The 17,956-nt window shown below is 60.5% G+C and carries 16 protein-coding genes; 10 read left to right on the top strand and 6 right to left on the bottom strand.

Translation table 11 applies throughout. The features are described from left to right. Nucleotides 1–147: 147 nt before the first annotated feature. Nucleotides 148–1,011 carry a class I SAM-dependent methyltransferase gene (locus RFER_RS17810; protein WP_011465783.1) on the bottom strand — a complete coding sequence of 288 codons (864 nt, stop codon included), beginning with the start codon at nucleotides 1,009–1,011 and terminating at the stop codon, nucleotides 148–150. Nucleotides 1,012–1,036: 25 nt separating this feature from the next. Here RFER_RS17810 and RFER_RS24235 point away from each other — a divergent pair, with 25 nt between their 5' ends. The 4 genes from RFER_RS24235 to RFER_RS17795 all read left to right on the top strand — a co-directional run bounded on the left by RFER_RS24235 (nucleotide 1,037) and on the right by RFER_RS17795 (nucleotide 5,236). After that, complete coding sequence (locus tag RFER_RS24235) at nucleotides 1,037–1,372, top strand: hypothetical protein (protein ID WP_166485757.1); 336 nt, start codon at nucleotides 1,037–1,039, stop codon at nucleotides 1,370–1,372. Between the two features lie 575 nt (nucleotides 1,373–1,947). After that, entirely contained in the window at nucleotides 1,948–3,138 is a 1,191-nt protein-coding gene (locus RFER_RS17805; protein WP_011465782.1) for an RCC1 domain-containing protein, read from the top strand. Between the two features lie 417 nt (nucleotides 3,139–3,555). Then, nucleotides 3,556–4,407 (top strand): acyl-CoA thioesterase, encoded by an 852-nt coding sequence (locus tag RFER_RS17800; protein WP_011465781.1) that lies wholly within the window; start codon nucleotides 3,556–3,558, stop codon nucleotides 4,405–4,407. 64 nt (nucleotides 4,408–4,471) lie between these two features. Beyond that, entirely contained in the window at nucleotides 4,472–5,236 is a 765-nt protein-coding gene (locus RFER_RS17795) for an enoyl-CoA hydratase (RefSeq protein WP_011465780.1), read from the top strand. 128 nt (nucleotides 5,237–5,364) lie between these two features. On the opposite strand, the gene RFER_RS17790 is transcribed toward RFER_RS17795, so the two are convergent. Next, entirely contained in the window at nucleotides 5,365–6,066 is a 702-nt protein-coding gene (locus tag RFER_RS17790) for a Crp/Fnr family transcriptional regulator (protein WP_011465779.1), read from the bottom strand. 217 nt (nucleotides 6,067–6,283) lie between these two features. On the opposite strand from RFER_RS17790, the gene RFER_RS17785 reads away from it, so the two are divergent. From RFER_RS17785 to RFER_RS17760, 6 genes are all read left to right on the top strand, one after another. Further along, the gene (locus RFER_RS17785) at nucleotides 6,284–7,909 is read left to right on the top strand and encodes an FAD-dependent oxidoreductase (protein WP_011465778.1); all 1,626 of its coding nucleotides are present in this window, start codon (nucleotides 6,284–6,286) and stop codon (nucleotides 7,907–7,909) included. Nucleotides 7,910–7,950: 41 nt separating this feature from the next. Next, complete coding sequence (locus RFER_RS17780) at nucleotides 7,951–9,684, top strand: thiamine pyrophosphate-binding protein (RefSeq protein ID WP_011465777.1); 1,734 nt, start codon at nucleotides 7,951–7,953, stop codon at nucleotides 9,682–9,684. 133 nt (nucleotides 9,685–9,817) lie between these two features. Next, a complete protein-coding gene (locus tag RFER_RS17775) occupies nucleotides 9,818–10,501 on the top strand; it encodes a TetR/AcrR family transcriptional regulator (protein ID WP_011465776.1) in 684 nt (227 codons plus the stop codon). Next, nucleotides 10,501–11,385: an SDR family oxidoreductase gene (locus tag RFER_RS17770; RefSeq protein ID WP_011465775.1), complete on the top strand. Its 885-nt coding sequence runs from the start codon at nucleotides 10,501–10,503 to the stop codon at nucleotides 11,383–11,385. The genes RFER_RS17775 and RFER_RS17770 overlap by 1 nt, the downstream gene beginning before the upstream one ends. Nucleotides 11,386–11,434: 49 nt before the next feature. After that, nucleotides 11,435–12,601 carry an acyl-CoA dehydrogenase family protein gene (locus tag RFER_RS17765; RefSeq protein WP_011465774.1) on the top strand — a complete coding sequence of 389 codons (1,167 nt, stop codon included), beginning with the start codon at nucleotides 11,435–11,437 and terminating at the stop codon, nucleotides 12,599–12,601. A gap of 10 nt (nucleotides 12,602–12,611) precedes the next feature. After that, a complete protein-coding gene (locus RFER_RS17760; RefSeq protein ID WP_011465773.1) occupies nucleotides 12,612–13,100 on the top strand; it encodes a thioesterase family protein in 489 nt (162 codons plus the stop codon). A gap of 61 nt (nucleotides 13,101–13,161) precedes the next feature. Here the strand turns inward: RFER_RS17760 and RFER_RS17755 are convergent, their stop codons facing one another. The 4 genes from RFER_RS17755 to RFER_RS17740 all read right to left on the bottom strand — a co-directional run bounded on the left by RFER_RS17755 (nucleotide 13,162) and on the right by RFER_RS17740 (nucleotide 17,950). Further along, nucleotides 13,162–14,340 carry an ABC transporter substrate-binding protein gene (locus RFER_RS17755; RefSeq protein WP_011465772.1) on the bottom strand — a complete coding sequence of 393 codons (1,179 nt, stop codon included), beginning with the start codon at nucleotides 14,338–14,340 and terminating at the stop codon, nucleotides 13,162–13,164. Between the two features lie 118 nt (nucleotides 14,341–14,458). Next, complete coding sequence (locus RFER_RS17750) at nucleotides 14,459–16,315, bottom strand: AMP-dependent synthetase/ligase (protein ID WP_011465771.1); 1,857 nt, start codon at nucleotides 16,313–16,315, stop codon at nucleotides 14,459–14,461. A 4-nt stretch (nucleotides 16,316–16,319) separates the two neighbouring features. Continuing rightward, nucleotides 16,320–17,117 carry an ABC transporter ATP-binding protein gene (locus RFER_RS17745; RefSeq protein WP_011465770.1) on the bottom strand — a complete coding sequence of 266 codons (798 nt, stop codon included), beginning with the start codon at nucleotides 17,115–17,117 and terminating at the stop codon, nucleotides 16,320–16,322. After that, nucleotides 17,114–17,950, bottom strand: a complete 837-nt coding sequence (locus tag RFER_RS17740) for an ABC transporter ATP-binding protein (RefSeq protein WP_166485756.1) — start codon at nucleotides 17,948–17,950, stop codon at nucleotides 17,114–17,116. Before RFER_RS17740 ends, RFER_RS17745 begins: the two co-directional genes overlap by 4 nt. Nucleotides 17,951–17,956 lie beyond the last annotated feature (6 nt).

Below are 17,956 nucleotides of genomic sequence, written 5' to 3'. Positions count from 1 at the left end.
CACAATTTGAGAGGCGTCAACACCCGCGCTCGGTCGCCCGTTGCTGACGGCACCCGGTCTTACGCCTCAGTTCAGCCGCCCGTATAGGCGGGCGAAGCCCCGCCGGATGGTGTCGGCCGCAACTGATGGTCAGCAGTCTGCGTACGATCACTTCGTGGCCGCACCGACAAGGCACTCACCCGGCACCTCGAACCCGGCAGGCGAATCGAAACTGTGCATTGCGCCTTCCACTTCGTTCCAAACGGACTCGCGTTCTTGAGGGGGCAGGTGAGCCATCATGGCATTGAATCCACCGAAGGCTTCTCGGGCGACCCGCACGTACTCGGCGGAACTGGCCATCCTCAGGGGCACCTGCACGGTGTGAACCTCGGGGTTGGCGAATTCGGCTTGACTGAAGATGTTTTCGAGCACCCTGGGAGCGCCAAGGCTAAATGGGCCGGGTTGCCCCGGAACGGGAGGCGGGAGTTGCGCGCGCCGGCGGATGATGGAAGCGGGCAAAGCACCCCAACTGTTTCGATCGGGCGTGGAAAAGACAACGACGGCGACCCGACCGCCCGGCCTCAGGGCACGGCGCCACTCGCGTAGCGCTGTCACGGGGTGCGGCATATACATCAGACCAAGTCGACACAGCACCGCATCAAAAGAAGCGTCAGGGAGATCTAGTTTCTCGCCGTCCATGGCGCGGGCCTCAATCTGTTTGAGGCCACGTTCACGGGCGACTTGGAGCGCAAGCTCAACGATCCCTTCCGAGATGTCGGTCGCCAGCACGTAACCGCTAGGGCCAACCCGTTCGGAGGCACTGACCGCCGGTTCACCTGCCCCGGCGGCGATGTCTAGGATGCGCTGACCTGGCTGAATCCGGGCCAAGTCGAGCATCTTGCGGGTTACTTCGCCATACCAACGATCCAGAGTGGGATTCCAGCGCCGCCATGCTGCGCCATCCTTGTTCCATTGCTCTCGCTGCGCGTTTTTGTACTTCGCTGCGTCGAATGTCGGTTGCTGTTCGGCCACGGCAAGTCCTCCTGTCAATTAGACCTTGAGCCAAGAAATCCAAACAAATCAAGCCCTTTCGAGAAATCCTGTGGGCTTTTTTAGTCTGGCGGTTGTATGGGAATCATTGCTTTGCGTGGTGGCAAGCAACTATGCCGCAACACATATGAACCCCCTCTCGTCGCAAACTGGCGGCCACAACAAGAAAGGTCAGGGCTCAAAACGAACCCTGACCCTTTCAGATGCTTCCTCAAGTATGGGAAACGGTATGACAGCAAACCGTCAGTCAGGTATGAGCGTAAGTATGGTTCTTGAGCATCTACGGGTCTCCTATGCCGAGGGTAACGACTCGGTCAAGAAAATTTTGCTCCAGATTTTTTGAGTGGTCAATTACAGATTCTCCACCCTTATCACCGTCATGGTTACCGAAGTGAAAGGCACTGCCGCGATTAGCGACTTAGCTGGGACAGTCGCGGGTGGCGACTTGCTGCTGCAGGGACCGTATTCGAAATGTCGTGAGGATGTGGCCAGGGTGATTGAGATGGGGTGAACGCCAACGAGGTGGGCAAATGGGGCTGGGTTTTGTGGGGCAGTTTCAGACACAGTCCGGCCGGTCGAGTTACGGAACTCCTTCCTCTATGCCAGCCGTTGAAGATGAGATCTGGTCAGACGGCTGGCCTTTTGTGGGTCCAAGCGACCGGCCGCAATCACTGTTGAACGCTGCCAGATCTGAACGTTAACGACAAAACTTGAGCGTCAAGTCCGAAGAAAGTCGTGAGCCCGGATCGCAGCGAAAAAGGTCATTAGCGCGGCAAAAAAGAATGCTTCAACCAAAGAAATGGAAGTCAGAGATGCAAATCAAACTCGTTGATAGTTGTCACTGTACAAATGAGCCAGGTTGATAGCATGAAGTTGTGGGTGTCTTGCCCATGAGTTCGTCTTGAAGGGAGCGTTTTGATGTACCTAACCCATGCCCCACTTCGCCTCTTGCGTTTGATTTTCCTGTCCATCGTACCTTCCATTCGTGCAGCCCTGGTGGCGTTGATGGCCGGCCTCGTCGCGGCTGCCTGTGGCGGGGGTGCCGAGGTGCTGCGCCCGGTCTACGACGTGCCGGTTCCCGCGCGGCTCACGGGCGTCCCGGTCTTCGATCGCGTTGGCCAGGGCGACGGCCACAGTTGCATGCTCACGCCGGCGGGCCAGGCTTGGTGCTGGGGCCTCAACGACGCCGGGCAGCTGGCTTCTGCGTCGCGTGCAGCCTGCGGCGACGACGACATGTTCCCCTGTTCTTCTGTCCCCCTTGCAGCGGGCGGCACACCGGCTTTCGCTTCTATCGACGGCGGCCGCTTCACGACTTGCGCGCTGGCCGTGGACGGGCGCGCTTGGTGCTGGGGTGGGGTCAACGACTTGGCACCGCAACCCTTACCGACGCCGGTGGGCGCAAGCACCGACCGCTTCGTGCAGATCGACGTGGGTACTTTCGGCGGCGATGCCTGTGGCGTCAAGGCCGACGGCAGCGCGTGGTGCTGGAGTGCGAGGTCGCCGTCCACGCTGCGCCAAGTGGCGCCGGGGCTCGCGCTCAAGCAGATCGCGCTGGGCGATCTGCATGCCTGTGCGCTCGATGCCGCAGGCCGCGCGTGGTGCTGGCTGACGGTGTCGTACCCGGTGCTCGGCAGCGCCTTCTCCGGCAGTGCAACGACCCCGGTGGCGGTCGGCGGTGACCGCGTGTTCGAAGGGATCGGCGTCGGCGCGATGCATGCCTGCGCGCGCGAGGTGGACGGCACGGCATGGTGTTGGGGTAGCGGATCGGTGCTCGGCGTCGGCGACCCCAATGCCTTCAGCGCCACGCCGCAGGCGGTGTCGGGGCCGAAATTCGTGCAGCTGAGCTCGGGCACCTCGCATGCCTGCGGCGTCGCGGCGGACGGCAGCGCTTGGTGCTGGGGCGAGAACCTTGGGGGCCAGCTCGGCGACGGCACCACCACCGCCAGGGCGGCGCCGGTGCGCGTCAGCGGCGGACTGGTGTTTCGCGCGCTTGACGCGGGTGGTGCGGCCACCTGCGGTATCACCACCGATGGCTCGGCATGGTGCTGGGGCTGGAATTACTCGGGGGCGGTCGGCCAGCCAGTGGTCGTGCGCTTGGTGCCGGCCTGAGCCGGCCCGCCATCGGCGGGCGCAAGCGTCACGCTGCGATGAAGTCCGGCTGCCCGTTGGCTGCGAAGGCGAAATGCGCTGAAGCGGGTATTCGTGACCGACGCCTTACGCTGCAGCCCTGTCCTTCGCGAGCATCAAAACATGCTTCGTTAACCAGGAACGTCGCCCGCAGAGATTGGGGCATGGATCCCCGCCGATTTAGTTACGACATGACTTGCAAGCAAGTCAGTCTCCTCTGAAACTTCGTTTTCTGGGCGTTTGACCGTGTGAGGCGGGGGCCATGTCCCGAACTCTGCCATCACGGCCAGCGCCCGGAACTCAAAGGATTGCGATACAAAGTTGGGGCCAACAGCGTGGCAAAACCCGTCGTCACCCAGATGACGCCCTGCTGCCGGGTGTGCTGCGATACTGCGGCCCATGAGTTCACATCCTTTCGACACGGCGCTCACTTTGACGCCAGACTTTGACACGGCACCCGACCAATTTTTGGGGCACACCAGCCCGGCCTGGTGGAACATGGTGGGGCCTTTTGGTGGCGTCACGGCTGCCATTGCCCTGAACGCCGTCATGACGCATCCCTCGCGTCTGGGCGACCCAGTGGCCTTGACGGTGAACTACACCAGCGCCCTGACACCGGGGCCGTTCAAGGTGGTGGCCACGCCAGTGCAAACCAATCGCTCGACCCAGCACTGGGTCCTGGCCTTGCGCCAGACCGATGCCAACGGGGTGGACGTTGTGGCCCTGACGGGCACCGCCATCACCGGCTTGCGGCGCGACACCTGGAGTGCCAGTGACCTGCCCTGCCCTGAAGTGCCCCGGCCCGACTCGCTGCCCCGCAACGCCGCGCCAGGCGGGAAGCTGGCCTGGTTTGCGCGCTACGACATGCGATCAATTACGGGGCCGCTGCCTTCCAAATGGGACGGTGGTGCAGCCAGTGCCGACCCGCAGCAGGCCAGCCTGACGCAGCTCTGGATTCGTGACGAGCCGCCGCGCCCGCTGGACTTCACATCCCTGGTGGCCATGGCCGACGGGTTCTTCCCGCGCGTCTGGTTGCGCCGGGCGCTGCTGGTGCCCGCCGGCACGGTGTCGCTGACGGTTTATTTTCATGCCGGGCCCGAGCAGCTGGCCGAGTCCGGCACCGGTTTCCTGCTGGCGCAGGCACGCGGGCAGGGCTATCGCAACGGTTTTTTTGACCAGGCCGGGCAACTCTGGAATGCTGCTGGCAGCTTGCTGGCCACCACGCATCAGTTGGTTTACTACAAAGAATAATGCCCATCAACGGCAGGCCGGATCCTGTGCGCGAAGCGCTTGCAAAAACCTTGAATGAGACAACATGACGGACTTATTGATCGATACCAGCGCCGGTGTGATGACCATCACCCTGAATCGTGTGAGCAAAAAAAACGCCTTCACCCAGGCCATGTATGCGGCCATGGCTGACGCCTTGCAGCAGGCGCAAGCCGACGCGCAGCTTCGTGCCCTTGTCTTTCAAGGGCACGAGACGATTTTCAGTGCCGGCAACGACATTGGAGATTTTTTGCATGCGCAGGCGGCCACGCAAGACTCGCCGGTTTTTCGTTTTTTGCGCGCCATCAGCACTTTTTCCAAACCCATAGTCGCGGCGGTCTGTGGCCCGGCCGTGGGCATCGGCACCACCATGCTGTTTCATTGCGATCTGGTTTATGCCGGTGACAACGCGGCATTTTCCATGCCGTTCGTCAATCTGGGCCTGTGCCCCGAAGCCGCATCAAGTTACCTGGCGCCGCAGTTGATGGGTTATGGCCGTGCGGCCGAGGCCTTGCTGTTGGGTGAGCCGTTCCTGGCCGAGTCCGCGCTGGAGATGGGCCTGATCAGCCGCATTGTGCCGCCGTCCGAGGCCAATGCGCTGGCGCAACGCCAGGCCCGCAAGCTGGCCGCCAAACCCCTGAGCGCCTTGATTGAAACCAAGCGACTGATGAAAAAAGGGCAGGCCGGCATGGTCGCCGAGCGCATGGTGGAAGAGGGCGCCAGCTTTGGCCGCCTGCTGCGCGAACCGGCGGCACGCGAGGCGTTCACGGCGTTCATGGAAAAGCGCAAGCCGGATTTTTCAAAAACTTAGACAAAATCGGGCTCTAGCCCCCGTCTAATATGCGTAAGTTGCTATTAGTTTAATAGCTTGATAGTTCTTGGAAGAATTGAGCAGGCTTGAACTGAATTGGACTGACAGCAACGTCAATACCGGCAACTTCATCTGCCTGCCGCTTCGAGCTTGCGCAAGTCCACCATCTCGATGGACCCTCGATGGCGGTGGATGGATCCCGCGTCTTCCAGCTCCCTTAGAGATTGATTGACGGTCTGGCGGGACAGCGACAACATCAGTCCGAGCTGTTCCTGCGAGATAGAAATCACGCGGCTGGTATGGTCAGTCCAGGCACCGTAGCCTTTGGCCATGCTCAACAGTCTTCTTGCCAGTCGGGCAGTAGGTGGCAAGAGAAAGATGTCCTCCATGGCAACGAAGACGGAGCGTAACTTCTGTGTCAGCAGACGGCCAAAATGCCGCCAGTCATCGGGTCGCTCTGACAACATTTTCTCCAGTGCTCGTTGTGAAACCCGGAGCAATTTCGCATCTGACTCTGCCCATGCGTCATGGGTTCGTGGCTCGTTGTCAAACAAGGCAATCTCACCAAACCATTGTGGCGATTCAAGCATGGCCAAGATGGCTTCCTGGCCATTTTCAGTAATGCCCGTCACCCGGACAACACCTGTCAATACGCAGTAAATCCCGTCAGGTGCGTCACCTCGCGCAAACAGGCGCTGGCCCGCTGCAATGGTTCGGATTTCAGCATTGACCAATAGCGCTTCCCGCAATGCCTGTGGTATGGAGGCGAACCAGCCTCCTGCGACAGTCAACGCGGCCAAATCAGACTTGAGATTGATGTGAGTAGACATGTCTGCGTCTTGTGTCGGGTGCACGACATAGCGCGTCGTTGGGATGGCGGATCATAGAGGAATTATGAGAGGGGAGCTCCGCGAAGACCGCTGCGCGGCCATCGCACCTGCGCATCACGGCAGAGGTTTCCAAGGGGCAACCGTGCGATTTTTGATCTTGATCCGGAATGAAACTTGACAGTCAGTCAACGCGCTTGAACAAAGGAAGCAGACAGCAATGCAAAAAGCGATTCAATCTGACGTGCTGGTGATTGGCGGTGGCCTGGCCGGCATCGTGACGGCCATCGAATGCCTGCGAGCTGGCAAAACCGTCACCCTGGTGGACCGCGACACACCCGAACGACTGGGGGGCTTGGCCTTGTGGGCGTTCGGCGGCATGGCACTGGTCGATACCCCGGTGCAGCGGCGCATGAAGATCAAGGACTCTGCGGAAATTGCGCTCAGGGACTGGTTGCGCTTTGGCGAGTTGGCTGAGGACGACGTGCTGCCCCGCCAGTGGGCGTCCTACTATGTGGAGCACTCGCGCGTACAGGTCTATGACTGGCTGACGGAGAGCGGACTCTCCTTCATGCCAGCGGTGAATTGGGTCGAACGTGGCATGCAGGGCAATGGCAACACACTGCCGAGATACCACGTCGTCTGGGGCACGTCGCAGCGACTGACGCGGCGCATGATCGAGCTGATGCGCCAGGCCGACACCGGGAACCGTTTGACCGTCCTGCACGACCACGAGGTGACGGAGCTGGAGTCGACCAATGGCGTGACGGTTGGCGCCAATGCGATCAATCGCGCGACCGGCCAACATGTGCAAATGGCAGCACAAACCGTCGTACTGGCCATGGGCGGCATCAATGGCAGCCTGGAGCAAACCCGAGCCAATTGGATCCAGGGCCGCCCCATGCCGGCAAGCATGCTCAACGGTGCCCACCCGTATGCCAATGGAAAACTCCATCACCTCGTTGCAGGGCTTGGTGCGCAGATCACCCATGCTGGCGAAATGTGGAACTACGCTGCGGGTGTGCCCCATCCAAAGCCCCACTTTGAAGGCCACGGCCTGTCCATCATTCCCTGCAAGTCGGCCCTGTGGCTGAACCACCGGGGGGAACGCATTGGGCCGGAACCTCTGGTGGTGGGATTCGACACGCACACACTTTGCCAGCGCGTTGCGGCGCAGGAAAAGCCCTATGTCTGGCACCTGCTGAACTGGCGCATCGCGATCAAGGAGTTGGCCTTGTCGGGCGCCGAACACAACCAGCGCATTCGCGACCACCAGACCTTGATGTTCCTGAAAGAAACCTTGTTTGGCAATCACCGGTTGGTGAAACAGATGCTCTGCGAGAGCCGTCATTTTCTGGTGGACGATACGCTGGCGGGACTGGCCGCCAAGATGAACGCGCTGGCCGGAACCCATGACGTTCGCGCTGACGTCCTGCAGAAAACTGTGGATGCGTTTGACGCCAACTTTGCGCTTGGCGACAAACTTTACAACGACGAGCAGATCCGCCGCATCGAACACGCACGCCACTGGGGGCCTGACAAGATGCGCACCTGCAAGCCGGCACCGCTGCAGGCGCGCGGGGCAGGTCCTTTCATGGCCATCCAGACGCAACTCATTACGCGCAAAAGTCTGGGGGGCTTGCAGACCGACCTGCAAAGCCGGGTGCTCGATGCCGGCGGCCAGGCGATGGAAGGCTTGTACTGTGTGGGCGAAGCTGCGGGCTTCGGCGGCGGTGGTGCTTGCGGAAAACGCTCCCTGGAGGGTACCTTCCTGCCCGGTTGCATCCTGACGGCACGTTCTGCCGCACGCTCCATCGTCGCCGGCAGCGGTCTGTCGCGGGCCTGACAGGCCGAAACTTTGACAATTATTTTTTTGGAGACATCAGCATGAAAAAGACTGGCGCATGGCTGGCACGTTACGCCCTGGAGCAACTGGGCATCCGATACACCTTTGGCATCCCCGGAGTGCACAACACCGAGCTCTATGACGAGCTCAACAAGTCAGAACTGATCACGCCCATGCTGGTGAGCCACGAAGGTGGTGCCTCCTTCATGGCCGATGGTTTGAGCCGCCTGTCGGATTCGGTGGGTACGCTGCTGGTGGTGCCGGCCGCAGGTCTGACCCATGCAGCCAGTGGCATTGGCGAAGCCTTTTTGGACGGCGTGCCCATGCTGGTGATTTGTGGCGGCATTCGCACCGACATTGACTGGAAGTTCCAATTGCACGAGATGGATTTGCACCAGTTCATGAAGGGCATCACCAAAGCCACCTACAAGATTGAACACACCCGCGATGTGGTCTCCACGCTGTTTGAAGCCTATCGAGTGGCCACCACTGGAGAACCCGGCCCGGTGTTTATCGAATTGCCGATGAATGTACAAATGTTCCCCGATGACGTGGGTGAACTGCCGCGCTGGGCTGCCCCGGCCTTGCCGGAACCGGCCGCAGCCACCCCGATTGATGCTGCCGTGGCGTTGCTGCAAAACGCCAGGAAGCCGGGCCTCTTCGTGGGCTGGGGCGCACGTGATTGTTCAGCAGAATTGATGGCCTTGGCCGACCACCTGCAGGCCCCGGTAGCCACTACCTTGCAAGGCTTCTCGGTGTTCCCGGCGAGCCACCCATTACACGCGGGATTCAGCTTTGGGCCGTCAGCGGTGCCGGCAGCACGCAACGCGTTTGTCGATTGCGACGTGCTGCTGGCCGTCGGCACCCGGTTTGGTGAAATCGCGTCGGGGAGTTTTGGCCTGACGGTACCGTCGCAGTTGATTCACGTTGACATCTGCTCCCATGTCTTCAACGCCAACTACCCGGCCCAAGTGGCAATTGAGGGTGACGCCAGGGTGGTGGTGCCACAACTGTTGGCCGCTTTGCGCAGGGTCCAGCCTGCAGCGCGTGCCGAGACGGGATTGGCAGGCCGCATCGCCGCCGACAAAAAAGCCTACCGCCAAACCTGGTACGACCACGACAGCCAAGGTCGCGTCAACCCGGCGCGCTTTTTTGACGCGCTGCGTGCCGCCACGCCAGCAGACGCCGTGACGGTGGTGGACGACGGCAATCACACCTACCTGACCGCTGAACTTTGGCCCATTTTGACGGCCAAGTCGGGCATTCTGCCGAGCGATTTCAACGCCATGGGCTATTCCATCCCCGCCGCCATGGGTGCCAAGCTGGCACGCCCGGACGTGCCGGTGAACTGCATCGTCGGGGACGGGTGCTTTCGCATGACCTGCATGGAAATCATCACCGCTACCCAGTACCAACTGGGCGTGGTGTATTACGTGTTTTGCGATGGCGAGCTGTCGCAGATTTCACAGGCGCAGGAGATTCCGTACAACCGAAAACCGTGTACGGTGCTTAGCACCATCGTGATTGATGGGGTGGCCCGCGCAGTGGGCGCCGGATACTTCAAGATTGCCACCGATGCCGACCTGACCGAGCAGATTGCCGCAGCGAACGCCATGGCCAAAAAAGGTCAGCCGGTGATTGTGGAAGTCAGCATGGATTACAGCAAACGCACGGCGTTTACCGAAGGCGTGGTCAAGACCAACTTCCAGCGTTTTACACTCAAACAAAAAGCCCGTGCTCTGGGTCGTGCTGTGGTGCGCAAGGTAACTGGTTGAGCTCGGTGCGCGCCCCACATGCGCTAGGCGGCAAAGCTGCGGGTCGACCTGAAAAAATAGGATAGTTCTGCTTTAATATTTTCACAAAGCAAACGCTTGCTAAAAATAAATAATCTGGGTATGCTTCGGGGCAATGACTGTTCCAGCCTCACCCATTAATCACGAATCCGGGCTGCTGGCCCACCCTGCCCCCAAGCGCGCTCGCGGGCGCCCGCGCAAGACCGAGGACGAGCGCGACGACGGGAACCGGCGGCATCAATTGCTCACCGCAGCCGCCCGGCTGTTTCGTGACAAAGGCTTTGATGCCACCAGCACGCGCGACATCGCAGCTGCCGTCGGCATGCACAGCGGCTCGCCTTTTTATCACTTCAAAAGCAAGGATGCGCTGCTGCTGGCGGTGATGGAGGAGGGCATGCGCTCGGCCCTGGCGCGCCAGGCCGATGCACTGCATGGTCCAGCGTCAGCGTCAGCGGCAAGTGGACCCCTGGTGCAGATCCGGCGCCTGATCCGGGCCCACTTCGACACATTGCTGGGGCCGGGCAACGATTTCATCCCTGTGATGCTGTATGAACATCGGTCCTTGAATGCGCGCCAGCGTGCGTCGCTGGCCATGCTGCAAGTGGCCTACGAATCAGCCTGGACGCCGGTGCTCGAAGCCCTGCACGCGAGTGGCCATTTGCGTGCCCCGGTGAAGCTCTCAAGGTTGTTGATTCTGGGCGCGCTGAACTGGTCGGTGCAGTGGTTCGATGAAAAAAAAGGCGCGTCGCTGGATGAATTGGCCGATGCCGCCATGGCTTTGTTTTTGAAGGAATCCTGATGAACTATCAATCTGTCTTCGCGCCGGGTTTGTTTGCGGGTCAGGTGATGCTGGTGACGGGCGGCGGCTCCGGTATTGGCCGTTGCGTGGCGCATGAACTGGCGGCGCTGGGTGCGCATGTGGTGCTGATCGGGCGCAAGGCCGACAAGCTGCAAAGCGTGGTCGATGAAATCTACCAGGACGGCGGCGTCGCCAGTTTTCATGTCTGCGACATTCGGCAGGAGCCGACGGTCAAGCAGACGGTAGCGGCCGTGGTGGCCGCGCACGGGCGCATTGACGGCCTGGTCAACAACGCTGGTGGCCAGTACATGATGCCGCTGGAAGCCATCAGCGCCAAAGGCTGGGAGGCGGTGCTCAACACCAACCTGACCGGTGGTTTTTTGATGGCGCGTGAGTGTTTTTTGCAGTCCATGGCCAAGCATGGCGGCAGTATCGTCAATATTGTGGCTGACATGTGGGGCTCCATGCCCGGCATGGGGCACAGTGGCGCGGCGCGTGCCGGCATGGTGAGTTTCACCGAAACCGCTGCGCTGGAATGGGCCGGTCGGGGGGTGCGGGTCAATGCGGTGGCGCCCGGCTACATCGCCTCCAGTGGCATGGACCATTACCCGCCCGAGATGGGTCCGATGCTGCGCGAGATGACCCAGACCATTCCGTTGGGACGCTTTGGTACCGAGGCTGAAGCGTCAGCCGGTATTGTTTTTCTGCTCAGCCCTGCGGCCGCTTTCATCAGCGGCAGCACGCTGCGCATCGACGGCGCCCGGCCGCAGGTGCGCATGGGCTGGCCCATGCGGGTGGCGTCAAAGGAAGCGTTGCAGCGCGATGCCATCAAGCCGTTTAATGGTTTTCACCGCGCCCAGAGCCCTAAGGTTTTGTCGATCTGAACGGCCCCCGTTGTCGCAGACCAGAGCAAAATTCACTGCCAAGGAAAATATGCCGATGCCCGAGATTCTGGATGAGGATGTGCGCCTGCTGGAGGACGCGGCGCGCCGTTTTGCTTTGAGCGAGATTGCTCCGCATCTCAACGATTGGGAAGAAGCGGGTGAATTCCCGCGCCGCTTGTACCGCCATGCCGCCGAGCTGGGTTGGCTGGCCCTGGGTTACCCCGAAGCCTTGGGCGGCACACCGAGCCCGTGGCATTTGCGCAATGCCATGACGGTGGCGCTGGCGCGCTTTGGCGGCAGCGGTGGCTTGATGGCCGGTTTGTTCAGCCACAACATCGGATTGCCGCCGCTGATCCGGCACGGCAGTGCGGCGTTGCAGCTGGAAGTGGTGCCGCCGGTGTTGCGCGGAGAAAAGATTGCGGCGCTGGCCATCACAGAGCCCGGCGGGGGCACCGATGTGTCGGCGCTGCGTACCACAGCGCGGCTTGAGGGTGACGAGTACGTGGTGGATGGGGACAAGATATTCATCACGTCCGGCATGCGGGCTGACTGGTTCACGGTGGCGGTACGCACCGATCTGAAAGACAAAGGCCCGGGCGGCATCTCGATGCTGATGGTGCCGGGTGATGCGCCGGGCTTGTCGCGCAGTCCACTGAAAAAAATGGGCTGGCTGTGCTCCGACACGGCACAGTTGCGCTTCGACGGGGTGCGTGTGCCCGCTCACTATCTGGTGGGCGAAGAAGGCGCGGGTTTCAAGATGATCCTGACCAATTTCAACGGTGAGCGTTTGTCCATGGCCGCCATGGCGCTGGGTTTTTCAGAATGCTGCTATGACGAGGCGCTGGCCTGGGCGCGTCAGCGCAAGACCTTTGGCATGGCACTGGTGGATCATCAAGTGATTCGCCACAAGCTGATGGACATGAAGATGCGCATCGAATCCACCCGCGCCTGGCTCAACGCTGTGTCGGCGCGCGCCGATTCTGGAGACAAGGCGGCGAAGGGCGCCGAGTGGGTCGCGCAGGTCTGCCTGCTCAAGAACCATGCAACGCAGACCATGCAGTTCTGCGCCGACCAGGGCGTGCAGATTCTGGGCGGCATGGGTTTCATGCGCGGTGTTGCCTGCGAGCGCATCTACCGTGAGGTCAAGGTGATGATGATTGGCGGCGGTACCGAAGAAATCATGAAAGAGTTGGCCTCGCGTCAGCTTGGGTTGTGACAATCAGACCATGACCAAACACATTGAAGTTGAACCAGAGGTTGAGTTCGAGGACGAATTCGTCACCGGACTGAAAAAAGTCTTTGAGGAAATGATTGTTTTCAACCAGGTGCTGGGCCTGAAGATCACATCGCTCAAATCGACCCAGGTCCGGGGGCGCATCGACATGAAGCCTGACTTGGTGGGTCACTTCAGTTTCAACCGGCTTCACGGCGGCGTTATCAGCGCCGGGCTCGATGCCATGGGCGGCCTGGCCGTGATGGCCGCCATTGGCGCACGCCATATGGATGAGACACCCTTGCAGCGGTTGCATCGCTTTGGCAAGCTCGGCACCATCGATTTGCGTGTCGACTATCTGCGTCCAGGCATTGGTGAGTATTTTGAGTTGCGGGCTCAAGTCATGCGTCTGGGTTCGCGGGTGGCGTCCACCCGCATGGAATTTTTGGGCGCCGACGGCAAGTTGCTGTCCACCGGCTCCGGCGCCTACATCATGTCGTAGTTATCCATGCGTCCAGAGACAAGGCCACCGGAAGGTGGCCATTGTCTAATGGGGGAAGTTTCTATTTCTTGGCCGGCCCGCCATCAGTGATATAGGGTCCAACCACTTTCCACTTGCTGTCCTGAATCTGCGACAGACGCGACGCGTCGCTGCCCAGGCGTTTGGTGGGAGAGAAAGTGATGGTGGTGCTGCCAAAGATATCGGGTGGAACGGTCAAGGTGTCCATGACCTTGATGAAGCTGTCGGTGCTCAGGTTTTTGCCAGCCTTGCTCGCCACGTTGGCAAAGGTGTTGATGATGAGGTAGCCATACACAGAGAACACACTCGGGTCTTCATTGAATTTGGTTTTGTACTTGTTGGCCCAGAAACGTATTTGTGGCGACTGCTCATCCGTGTAAGGGTTTTGCACGGTCATCGTTGCATACAGCCCGTCCATGGCCTTGCCGCCGAGTTTGTGGATCAGGTCGGTATAGGCGGCGCTGGATCCCAGGAAGATGGGGTTGAAGCCGGTCTTGCGGGATTCTCCAATGGTGCCGATGGTCTCGCGAATGATGGTGCCCAACACCACCATCTCACAAGCTGCCGCTTTCATCTTCGCCACCTGGGACGAAAAGTCGGTCGCACCGCGCTTGAAGGACGTCTTTTCGGTGAAATCCATGTTGATGGTTTTGAGGCCAGCTTCGCCGCCCCGCAGCACTTCCAGGCCGAAATCATCGTCCTGGTAAATGGTGCAGACTTTCTTGATACCTTTGTCCTTGACCATTTGGGGCACGGCGCGCCGCATCTGGTCATAGTAGGTGGCGGCAAACGAGTACTTCAGCTTGTGGAAAGGTTCGTACATTTCGCGCGCCGCCGTGATCGGGAAAAAATTGATCACGTTCTTGTCGAACTGGACCGGCATGGCCGCCATGTTCTGCGCCGTGCCAATGTGGCCGACCATCATGAAAATCTTGTCCTGATTTACCAGTTTCTGTGCTGCCAGCACGGCTTTCTTGGGGTCATAGCCCGAGTCTTCCACCAGCAGCTTGAGCTTGCGGCCACTGACCCCGCCTTGCTCGTTGATCTCGTCCACGGCCAGCAGCATGCCCAGGCGCGCCTGCTTGCCAAAGCCAGCCAGTGGGCCGGATAAATCCTGGATCGAGCCGAGCGTGATCTCGGTCGGGCTGACGCCCTGTTGAGCCGTGGCAAGGGTGCTTGCCAGGGTCAGTGCAGCCAGTACCACTGTCGCTTTGATTTTCATGCGTTGTCTCCGTTTGGTTAAAGAAAAAAGCTCAGGAATGCGAATTGGACCTGTTGCATTCTTGACGTCACTCGATAAATGTCAAGCTGTCGTAAACCCGCAAGAAGACTGTTGGCGTTCAGCGGTACATGGCCTCAATCTGGGCTGCATACTTCTTTTCCACCAATTTGCGTTTGAGCTTCATGGTGGGTGTCAGCTCTTCGTCTTCCGCCGTCAACTGGTTCTCCAGCAGGAAGAATTTCTTGATCTGCTCGACGCGGGCGAACTTCTTGTTGACCCGGTCGATCTCGCCTTGAATCAGCGCCTGCACCTCGGGTGAGCGGGTCAGTGACGCGTAGTTGCTGAAAGGAACGTCCGCATCCTGCGCGTATTTCTCGACGTTTTCCTGATCGATCATGATGATCACGGTCAGAAAAGGACGCTTGTCGCCAATCACCACCGCATCGGTGATGTAGGGCGAGAACTTCAGGTCGTTTTCCAGCTCGCTCGGGGTGACGTTCTTGCCGCCGGCCGTGATGATGATGTCCTTCATGCGGTCGGTGATGCGGAAGTAGCCATCCGCATCCATCGCGCCCACATCGCCGGTGTGCAGCCAGCCGTCTGGGTCGATGGTCTCCGCTGTCTTTTCCGGCAGGTTCAGGTAACCGGCAAAGACGTTCTTGCCGCGCACCAGGATTTCGCCGGTGGCCGGGTCGAGCCGGACTTCATTGAAGCTGGCGGCCGGCCCGATCGAGCCGGGGCGCATGCGCTCGGCGGGCACGCCGGTGGACGCGCCGCAGGTCTCCGTCATGCCCCAGACTTCGAGCATGGGCACGCCCAGGGCCAGGTACCAGCGCACCAGATCGGGCGAGATCGGCGCCGCGCCGGTGACCAGAAAGCGGGCACGGTGAATGCCAATGAGCTTGCGCACGTTGTTCAGGGCCAGCCACTGTGCGATCTGGAACTTCAGCTTGAGCCAGCCGCTCACCGACTCACCGGCCAGCACCTTGTTGGCAATCGCGGTACCCACACCAATGCCCCAGGCGTAGGCGGCCTGTTGGACGGCACCGGCCTCTTTCAAGGAAATCATCACCCCCGAGTAGAACTTCTCCCACACGCGCGGCACGCCGGTAAAGACCGTGGGCGCGATCTCGCGCACGTTTTCGGGGATGGTCTCCGGGTGTTCCACAAAGTTGAGTTTGGTGCCTGTGTACAAGGCAAAGTACTCGCCGCCCATGCGCTCGGCAATGTGGCACAGCGGCAGGAAGCACATGCGCTCGTCGCGTTCATCCTGCGCGATCAGCGTGTTGAATCCACGCACGGTGTAGACCAGTCCGGCGTGCAGATGCATGGCGCCCTTGGGTTTGCCGGTGGTGCCGGAGGTGTAGACCAGGATGGCCAGGTCGTCGGGTTGGCAGGCGTCAACGCGCTGTTGCAGTTCATTCGGGTGTTGGGCCAGGTAGTCGCGGCCCAGTGCACGCAGGTCGTCCAGGCTGATGATGTTGGCATCGTCGAGGTTGCGCAGTCCTTCCATGTCGAACACGACGATTTTGCGCAGGCTCGGCAACTGGTCGCGCACTTCAAGCGCCTTGTCGAGTTGCTCGTCGTCTTCCACAAATAGAAATGTGGTGCGGGAGTCGGCGCACAAATACTGCACCTGCGAGGCCGCATCGGTGGGGTAGATGCCGTTGGAGACGCCGCCGCAGGACAGAACCGCCAGATCGGCCCAGACCCACTCCACGACGGTATTGGCAAGAATCGAGGTGCACTCGCCCTTGGCAAAACCCAGGCTCATGAGGCCGCCTGCAATTTCACTGACTGCCTGGGCCGTCTGGTTCCAGGTTTGGCTGCGCCACAGCCCCAGGTGCTTCTGGCGCAGCCAGACATTGGGGCCGCGTTGCTTCACTGCGTTCCAGAACATGGCCGGAATGGTTTCGCCCGGCATCACGATGTCGCGGTTGGCCTGAATGCCGCTCAAGTCCCAGAGTTGAGTCATCTAGTTATCTCCAGGTTTTCTTCTTCTTCCAGCGCCGCTCGCCACGCACGCCGTCTTCTTTCAGCCCGAGGTAGAACTCCTTGATGTCGTCCTTCTCGCGCAGGCGGGCACAGGTGTCTTCCATCACGATGCGGCCGTTTTCCAGCACATAGCCGTAGTCGGACGCATTGAGCGCCATGTTGGCGTTCTGCTCCACCAGCAAAATGGTGGTGCCGCGTTCGCGGTTGATGCGCACCACGATCTCGAAAATCTCTTTGGTTAGCTTGGGCGAGAGGCCCAGACTGGGTTCGTCCAGCAGGATCAGGTCGGGGTTGGCCATCAGGGCGCGCGAGATCGACAACATCTGCTGCTGCCCCCCCGACAGCAGGCCGGCATTCTGGTTGGCGCGCTCGCGCAGGATCGGAAAGTAGTTGTAGACACCTTCCATGTCCTTGGCCACGCCGTCGCTGTCTTTGCGCGTGTAGGCACCCATCAGCAGGTTGTCATGCACGCTCAGCAGCGGGAACACCTCGCGCCCCTCGGGCACATGGCTCAGGCCTTGCTGAACGATGTAGGCCGGGTCTTGCGCCGTGATGTCGCTGCCCTTGAACTCAATCGAGCCCTTGCGCGGATCGATGATGCCGGAGATGGTTTTCAGAATGGTGGTTTTGCCCGCGCCGTTGGATCCCAGCACGGTCGCAATTTCACCGCGCCGCACCTGCAGGCTCACGCCGCGAATGGCCTTGATCGGGCCGTAGGCGCTCTCGACGTTGAGCAGCTTGAGCACCGGCTGATCGCTGATGGGGGGAGGCGTGTCGCTCATGCTGTTTGCCTGCGCAGGGAAGACACGTCATCGACCGAGCCCAGATAGGCTTCGATCACGCCGGGGTCGCTTTGCACTTCGCGCGGCGTGCCCATGGCAAGCACCTCGCCCTGATTCATGGCCAGCACGCGGTCGGACACCTTGGAGACCAGTGTCATGTCGTGTTCCACCATCAGCACCGTGATGCCGAGATCGTTTTTGATATCCTGAATCCAGAACGCCATGTCCTCGGTTTCCTCCACGTTCAGGCCGCTTGAGGGTTCATCGAGCAGCAGCAGCTTGGGCTCGGTGCACAAGGCCCGGGCCACTTCAACCACTTTGCGCACGCCGTACGGCAGACCGGCCACCATGGCGTCACGGTGATGCTGCAGGTCGAGAAATTCGATCACTTCCTCCGCCTTTTCCCGTGCCTTCAGCTCGGCCTCGCGCGCGGTCCGGGTGAAAAGCAGGTCCTGCCAGAGTCCGGTCTTGCGCTGCGTATGGCGACCGATCAGCAGGTTGTGCAACACGGTGGCGTGCTCGAACAATTCAATGTTCTGAAACGTGCGCGCAATGCCCAGGCCGGCCACATCTTGCGGCGCTTGCTCAGTCAGCCGGATGAGACCTTGTGGCCCCAGGTAGTCGATCTCGCCGCTGGTTGGGGTGTAGATGCGGCTGATCAAGTTGAAAACGGTGGTCTTGCCCGCGCCATTGGGGCCAATCAGGGTGAAAACCTCACCCTGTTGGACATCAAAGCTGACGTTGTTGACCGCCAGCACGCCGCCGAAGCGCACGCTCAGTTGCCGGGCGGACAAGAGTGGTTGAGGCACAGGCTGGACAGGGGTGGGGTTCATGGCAGC

The sequence above is a fragment of the Rhodoferax ferrireducens T118 genome (genome assembly GCF_000013605.1).
Taxonomy (GTDB): Bacteria; Pseudomonadota; Gammaproteobacteria; order Burkholderiales; family Burkholderiaceae_C; genus Rhodoferax; species Rhodoferax ferrireducens.
The sequence above is the reverse complement of the archived record's forward strand: the minus strand, read 5'-3'. Positions and strand labels throughout refer to the sequence as shown.